Source organism: Ramlibacter sp. (assembly GCF_036676645.1).
Classification (GTDB): domain Bacteria; phylum Pseudomonadota; class Gammaproteobacteria; order Burkholderiales; family Burkholderiaceae_C; genus Ramlibacter.
In genome coordinates, this window is sequence record NZ_JAKFCM010000091.1 from 1 (window position 1) to 6,715 (window position 6,715).

The 6,715-nt window shown below is 70.3% G+C and carries 3 protein-coding genes and 1 pseudogene; all 4 read left to right on the top strand.

Going from position 1 to position 6,715, the window contains the following annotated elements:
* Positions 1-356: pseudogene (locus V6M57_RS13425) on the top strand (hypothetical protein); the annotation flags it as partial.
* 25 nt (positions 357-381) lie between these two features.
* A complete protein-coding gene (locus V6M57_RS13430; RefSeq protein ID WP_332815504.1) occupies positions 382-927 on the top strand; it encodes a TFIIB-type zinc ribbon-containing protein in 546 nt (181 codons plus the stop codon).
* Between the two features lie 25 nt (positions 928-952).
* Positions 953-6,160 (top strand): DNA repair ATPase, encoded by a 5,208-nt coding sequence (locus V6M57_RS13435; protein WP_332815505.1) that lies wholly within the window; start codon positions 953-955, stop codon positions 6,158-6,160.
* Between the two features lies 1 nt (position 6,161).
* Positions 6,162-6,715: phospholipase D-like domain-containing protein (locus V6M57_RS13440; protein WP_332815506.1), on the top strand; the 554-nt coding region annotated here is incomplete at its 3' end.

Genomic DNA, 6,715 nt, shown 5'->3' on the forward strand with positions numbered 1-6,715 from the left:
CCATCGCGCGCGAACAGGCCGAGGTGCTGGGTGCCGCCATGGCCAACGCCAAGATCGACATCGTGGGCGGGCAGGGCGACTACTTCGACCGCTTCGTCGGCGCGCTGGCCGTGGGCAAGGGCATCGACGGCGTGGTGAACAAGAGCAAGACGCTGCAGGTGGCGTTCAAGGACCAGCTCGCGGGCGAACGCGACGTGGTGCCCGACCTGCAGAGCCTGCTGGGTGCGCTCGGCGGCTCGTCCAGCGAGATCCAGAACCTCAGCGTGGCGGGCCTGCTGAGCAAGGTCATGCGCGACGGCACCGAGGCCCAGAAGAGTGCCCTGCGGACCTTGATGAATGGCCTGGACAAAGGCTGATCCCTTTTTGAACGGAGACACCACCATGTCCAACACCTGGCATTGCTGCGCCTGCGACCACCGACCGGCCCTGAGCGAACAATCGCTCTCGCCCGGCCTGCCCACGCGCGAATGCGTCGAATGCAACGGCCACTGGGTCCGCCTGGACGACCACCGGGAATGGGTCGCCAGCGGCGCGCCGCTGGCCGAGGCCCCCGAGCTGGTCGAACACTGGCTGCCCGAGGCCGATTCGCCGGCCCGGGCCTGCCCGGCTTGCCAGCGCATCATGGAGCGCCTGCGCACCGGCGGCCAGCCCGACATCCGCATCGACCGCTGCGTGCATTGCCATGCCGTCTGGCTCGACGGCGGCGAATGGGCGGTCCTGCAGTTCCAGCAGGCGCGGCTGGACGACGTGCTGTCCGACATGTGGCAGCGGCAACTGCGCGAGGCGCAGGCGCAGGAGCGGCGCGACGCGCAGGTGCGCCAGCGCCATGGGGCGGACTGCATCGACGAGGTGCTGCGCATCCGGCAGTGGCTGCAGCAGCAGGCCGAACCCGGGGTGGTGCTCAAACTGATCCGCAACGGCTGGTGACCCCAGGCACCACAGAAAGTCCGACATGTCCAGACAAGATCCCGCGGCGCCGGGTGGGGAAACCGGCGCCGACGCCGTCGAACGCCTGGTGGCCGACGGCGGCAGCTACGAGCTGCTGAAAAAGCGCCTGCAGGCCCAGGGCGACGCGCTGCAGAACAAGACCCAGGCGCTCAACGAAGCCCGCCTGGGCACCTTCGGCCGCTCCGAGCAGAGCCTGCTGCTGCGCACCCGCGCGCGCACCGAGAACAACTGCGTCGCGCGCGACCTGGTGCGCATCGGCGACGTGCTGCTGTTCGGCTACAACGTCTTCATCGGCCTGAAGAAGGAGACGGCGGTGGGCGACGTGTTCGCGCTCTACCGACTGGCCGAACACGACGGCGCCGACGAGTTGGAGGCGGTGCCGCTGGCCGGCAGCTTCCTGGACGACCCGCGCTTCGTGGCCGACTTCCGCGAGCTGCACGCCTACTACAAGCAGGCCACGCTGCTGCAGCTGCGCGTCACGCAGGACAAGCTGCTCGCGGCTTTCCAGATCGGCCAGCAGCTGCACGACCTGCGCGTGTTCCGCTGGAGCATCGAGCCCGGCGGCGCGGTGCGCTACGTGGACAACCGCGGCGAGCGTGACATGGCGCTGCCGCCCACCCACGACTTCGAGTGGACGGTCGCCTCGCGCGAGGACCACGTGGGCGGCAAGTACCCGCACATCAACGTGCTCGACACCATCTTCGTCGAGACCCTGGGCGGCGACCTCACGGTCAAGATCGAGAACAACACCGAGACCGGGCTGGGCATCTACAGCGAGCCGGTGGAAGACAAGCACCAGGCGCTGGTGGACGCCGAGGTGGCCTGGGCGCGCCTGGGCCTCTTGATCCTGCTGCGCGTCAAGCCCTACCGCGAGTCCGAGACGCGTTACCTCGTCTTCAACACCCGCACCCAGAAGGTGGAGCGCATCGACGCCATCGGTGTCTCCTGCGTGCAGCTGCCCGAAGACCACGGCATCATTTTTCCCGGCGGCATGTACCTGCAGTCGGGCGAGTACAAGCGCTTCGATCTGCCTGCTTCGCTCAGCAGCAGCCTGCGTTTCAAGCGCATGCTGCGCTCGCCGCACGGCGAGGAAGTGCTCTATGTGTTCTACCAGCCGGGCGGTGGCCACTATGCGCTGTTCAGCTACCACCTGATCAACAAGACCCTGGCCGCGCCCATCGTGGCGCACGGCTACGCGCGCTTTCCCGACGGGCGCATGCTGGTTTTCCTGGCCGACAACGAAGAGCCCACGCGCGTGCACCCCATGCAGCTGTGGCAGACGCCGTTCGCCAGCGAAGAGCACGCCGCCTCGCTGCCGCGTGGCACCGGCTTCTTCGCCAAGGTGGGCAACGCCGAGCTGGTGCGCGGCGTGTCCGACCTCATGGGCATCGCGCGCGCGGTGCGCGAGCAGGTGCCCACGCGCACCGCCTACGAAGACCTGATCCGCCAGTGCACCCGCGTGAGCGACGCCTACTTCTGGCTCGGCGAGCCCGAGGCTCAGAGCCTCGGCACCGAGCTGCAGGCCATCGTCGAAGGCGCGCGCCAGACCCTGGCCGAGTTCGAGAAGGTGGACAGCATCCGCCGCGAAACGGCGCGCGCCCTGCAGCAGGCCGAAGGCGAGCAGCACGCCCTGCTGACCGACATCGCCAGCACGCTGTGGCGCAAGCCGGAAGACTTCGTGCAGGCCCTGGGGCGGCTGCGTGAGCGCCGCGGGCGGCTGCAACCGCTCAAGGAGCTGCGCTACGCCGACCTCGCCGCCATCGAGGCGATGGACGAGGCGCTGCAGGCGCAGCAGCTGCAGGTGGGCCACAAGGCCATGGCGTTCCTGGCAGACAAACACGCTTTCGACGGCCACCAGCAGGCCCTGGTGCAGACCACGGCGGCCCTGGCCCAGGCCAACACCTCGCCCGCGCTGGGCAAGCTGCTGGAGACGCTGGACGAACAGGCCTCCGGGCTGGACCTGCTGACCGAACAGCTGGGCAGCCTGCCCGGCGGTGACGCGGTGGTGCGCACCGCGATCCTGGACCGCATCTCCGGCCTCTACGCCGACATCAACCGCCTGCGCGCCGAGGCCCGCAGCCGCCGCAAGAGCCTGGGCGCTACCGAGGCCGCCGCCGAATTCGGCGCGCAGTTCAAGCTGTTCGGCCAGGCGGTGGACAACGCGCTCGAATTCGCCGACACGCCCGAGAAGTGCGACGAGGCGCTGACCCGCCTGCTCGCGCAGCTCGAAGAACTCGAAGGCCGCTTCGCCGACCACGAGGTCTTCATCACCGACGTGGCGAGCAAGCGCGAGGCCGTGGTGGACGCGCTGGCCGCGCGGCGCCAGACCCTGGTCGAAGCGCGCCAGCGCCGCGCCCAGGCGGTGAGCGAGGCGGCCGGGCGCATCCTCGACGGCATCCCGCGCCGCGTGGCCGGCTTCGCCGACGTGGGCCAGATCCACGGCTACTTCGCCGGCGATCCGCTGCTGGCCAAGCTGCAGCAGCTCATGGCCGACCTGCGTTCCCTGGGTGCGCAGGTGCAGGCCGACGACATTGCCACGCGCCTGAAGACCGCGCGCGACCAGGCCCTGCGCGCCGTGCGCGACAAGAGCGAGCTGGTCGCCGCCGACGGCAACACGCTGCGCTTCGGCCGCCACGCCTTCACCATCCAGCGCCAGCCGCTGGACCTCTCGCTCGTGCCCAGCCAGGGCGGGTTGAGCTTCCAGATCACAGGCACCGACTACATGGCCCCGGTGCAGGATCCGCGTCTCGATGCCTACCGCGCGCGCTGGGACCAGGCGCTGGTGTCCGAGACCGCCGAGCTGTGCCGCGCCGAGTACCTCGCGGGCTGCCTGGTGCAGGCGGCGCTGCGCGGCGAGCAGGGGCTGGACTGGGCCACGCTGGTGGGCGCGGTGCAGGCCGCCACGCCCGAGCAGCCCGCGCCCCTGCTGGAGCGTGTGCGCGCCTTCGCCGCGCCGCGCTACCAGGAGGGCTACCAGAAAGGCGTGCACGACGAAGACGCCGCTCGCCTCGCCGCCGCCCTGGTGCGCATGCAGGACGGCGCGGGCCTGCTGGCCTGGGGCCCGTCCGAGCGCACGCTGGCGCTGCTCTACTGGCAACACGGCCGCTTCGTGAACGAGCGCGACGCGCTGCAACGCCGCGCTCGCGCGGCCCTGCAGATGCAGCAGCTGTTCGGCACGCAGGCCGCGCTCGAAGCCGTGGAGGCCGACACCGCCGCCGCCCTGCAACGGTTCGCCGACGAGTTCCAGCCCGAGCTGGGCGGCGAGGGCGTGGACCCCGAACAGGCCGCCACGCGCTGCGCGCAGGCCGCCGCCTACCTGGTGCGCCAGCTCGCGGCCCACGACGCCGCCACACCCACCTGGGCCGTGTCCGGCCCGGCGCAGGACCTGGCCGACGCCTTCAAACGCGAACTGGAGCGCGGCGGGCGCTGGGCCGACTGGCAGCATGAGCTGGACGCCTGCATGCCCGGCGAACGCTGGCACCGCGCCCGTGAGTGGGTGCGCGCCTTCGCCACCGCCCAGGCCGCCGACGCGGCGGGCTGGGTGGACGAGGCCGCGGGCGTGCTCTGCCTGCCGGTGCCGCGCGAGCGCGTGAACGCCGTGCTGCAGACGCAAGTAGACGGCCTGCTGAGCGAGCACCCGCGCGTGGTGCAAGGCGGCATGGCGCTCAACCTGAACCACTTCTGGCAGCGCTTTCTGCACCACCAGGGCCGCAACGTGCCCGCGTTCGAAGCCTGGCACCGCCTGCGCCACGAACTGGTCACGCAAGAGAAACAGCGCCTGCGCCTGCACCAGTTCCAGGCCAAGCCGCTGTCCACCTTCGTGCGCAACCGCCTGATCGACGAGCTCTACCTGCCGCTGATCGGTGACAACCTGGCCAAGCAGATCGGCGCCGCGGGCGACGCCTCGCGCACCGACCGCATGGGTCTGCTGCTGCTGATCTCGCCGCCGGGCTACGGCAAGACCACGCTGATGGAATACGTGGCCGACCGGCTGGGCATGGTGTTCGTGCGGATCAACTGCCCGGCCCTGGGCCACGACGTGGTCTCCATCGACCCGGCCAGCGCCGAACACAGCGCCGCGCGCCAGGAGCTGGAGAAGCTCAACCTCGGTCTGGCCATGGGCAACAACGTGATGCTCTACCTGGACGACATCCAGCACACGAACCCCGAGTTCCTGCAGAAGTTCATTGCGCTGGCCGACGGCACGCGCCGCATCGAAGGCGTGTGGAACGGCGAGTCGCGCAGCTACGACCTGCGCGGCAAACGTTTTGCCGTGGTGATGGCGGGCAACCCCTACACCGAGTCGGGCGACGTGTTCAAGATCCCCGACATGCTGGCCAACCGCGCCGACATCTACAACCTGGGCGACGTGCTCTCGGGGCGCGAGGCGCTGTTCGCGCTGTCGTACCTGGAGAACGCGCTGACCGCCAACCCGGTGCTGCTGCCGCTCTCCTCGCGCGACCCGAAGGACGTGCACCTGCTCGTGCGGCGCGCCGAGGGGCAGGACGTGCCCGCCACCGCGTTCGCGCACCCCTACGGCGCGGCCGAGCTCGACGAACTCACCGAGCTGTTCAAGCGCCTGTTCCGCGCGCGCGACCTGCTGCTCAAGGTGAACCTGAGCTACATCGAGTCGGCGGCGCAGAAGGACGACTACCGCACCGAGCCGCCCTTCAAGCTGCAGGGCAGCTACCGCAACATGACCAAGCTGGCGGCGCAGATCACGCCGCAGATGCGCGACGACGAGCTCGACGCCCTGCTGCGCGACCACTACCGCGGCGAGGCCCAGACGCTCACCACCGGCGCCGAAGAAAACCTGCTCAAGCTCGCGCAGCTGCTGGGCAGCCCCACGGCCGACGAAGCGCGGCGCTGGGTGGACATCTGCGGCGAGTTCGTGCGCCAGCGCAAGCTCGGCGGCAGCGACACCGACGCAGGCACCCGCATCACTTCGGGGCTGCTGGATGTGGCGCGCGCGGTCGATGGCCTGAAGAAGCCCGAAAGTGAAAAAGAGGGTCAGGCCTCCGAAGCCCTGCGCCTGGCCGAGGCGGTGCTGGAGATCGCGGTGACCTACCGCACCATCCTGCTGCCGCTGATCTCGGCCACCGAACGCCGCCTGAAGATGGACCACTCGATCCGCACCGAGGTGGAGAAGGTGGCGCAGCAGCTCGACGAGGTCAAGGCGCGGCAGGCGGAACTCAAGGTCCGGGGAAGCTGAGGTGGGCGCCACCACCGAAGACGCGCTGCACCGGCTGCGCCAGCAGCTCGAAGACAGCCTGGCCGACGTGCGCCTCTCCGACGACGAAAAGCGCGCGCTCACCGACACCCTGCGTTCGGCGCAACTGCCCGAAGAGGGCCTGCGGCGCTTGCGCAACCAGGCCTTCGAGCTGGTGCGCGCGCACCTCGCCGAAGTCGAAGACAACGACCCCGGCGCGCTGGTGCGCTGGCTCGAAGGCGTGGTGCGCGCGCTGGACGTGTCGCGCACGGCCGGTGGCTCCTACCGCGCCCAGGCCTGGTTCAGCCCGGGCGACGACTGCCGCAACGCCATCGTCGGCCAGTTGCGCGCCTGCCGCCAGCGCGCCGACCTTTGCGTGTTCACGCTGTCCGACGACCGCATCAGCGACGAGGTGCTCGCGGCCCACCGGCGCGGCGTGGCAGTGCGCCTCATCACCGACAACGACAAGGCCTTTGACCGCGGCAGCGACGTGATCGCGCTGCAGGGCGCGGGCGTGCCGGTGCGGGTGGACCAGAGCGCCGCCCACATGCACCACAA